Here is a 1,278-nt window from a genome sequence, read left to right on the forward strand (position 1 = left end):
CAGAATATAGCAATACAGCGGCACTTGTTCCTTACAATGTATATGCTACTTCAGCCTTTGAATTTGACTGGGACTCCTCAGCAATTCTTAAGCAAGCAGTGCTTAAAGGCATATCATTCATTCCTTATGTCGGTGATTACTTATCCTCTATTATTGATTTCTTTTGGAAAGACCAAGAGAGGGATATCTGGCAGGAAATTTTGGGTCGGGTACAGCAACTTATTGAAGAGAATGTGCTTAAGGCTATTAAAGGCATTCTATTGGGTGATATTGCCGAACTTAAGGGGAAGATTGCCTCCGTAGTTGCAGCTTTGCAGGATCATCCTGGTACACCTGAAGCCAAAAGTCTATTTATGAGCGTATCGGTACATTTGGACAGCGTACAACGCAAGTTTACTACTTTTGATCACAAAACTAACTATCATATTTTGCCGATGTATTCAGCAACCGCGTTAATGCAAATAATGTACTGGACTATGGGCATTGAGCGTAAAGACGATATTGGACTGAACAGTAATGAAGTTGGGCAACTTCAACGAAATATTGATCTATTGCTTAAACATGTCGAAGGCTATATCCAAGGGATTTACGATACAGAATTAGAGATCCAATACAACGACTCTGCACCTAATACTGTAGCTAACAATGTTATGTATGTACATGGCTACTGTCGGGTACATGGCTTGGAGTACACCGAGATCATTCAAAATATCCAGAAAAATGGAAGCAATACAAAGGGACTGTATTTAAAAACACTGAGTTATTCGACCTTCTTTGGCTGGCCAACCAGTCATGCACGAATTCTTGCATTAAAAGACGAAATTAATATGCCGGAGCCATTTAAGCCAAAATTAATAAATGGCCGTATAAACCAAATCAAGTCAGTTAAAGGTTTTATTCAACGTATCGGAGGCGCTTTACGGGTAGGTGGATTAGAAGTTACCTTTGAAAATGGTAATAAGTATCAACAAGGAACTGTTACCGGTGAATCTAGTTCAATTGACCTCAATGGGGGTGTCATTGAGACAATAGAAACCTGGGGTAATGGTGCTATTGACGAAGCCAAATTTACCCTAAGCGACGGACGTATCTTAACTGTTGGTCAGCGCTATTCAACAAACTACAGAAAGTTTGCACTCGAGGGGAAATATATTTCTGGTATTTTTATTGCCAGCGATCGAAGTGAACTCGCCGGTCAAGCTGCAAATATTTGTGTTTCTTATCACCAAAAACAGTGAAATAAATAATTTAATCTATATAAAGCTGCATTTTTGCAGC

General features: G+C 39.2%; 1 protein-coding gene. It reads left to right on the forward strand.

Annotated elements, in window-relative coordinates:
• The coding region (locus V2A85_RS23755) for an insecticidal delta-endotoxin Cry8Ea1 family protein (protein WP_420072564.1) at nucleotides 1–1,238 on the forward strand (1,238 nt) is incomplete at its 5' end.
• Nucleotides 1,239–1,278 lie beyond the last annotated feature (40 nt).

This window comes from Yersinia sp. 1252 StPb PI, from assembly GCF_048593885.1.
GTDB classification, from domain to species: domain Bacteria; phylum Pseudomonadota; class Gammaproteobacteria; order Enterobacterales; family Enterobacteriaceae; genus Yersinia; species Yersinia enterocolitica_E.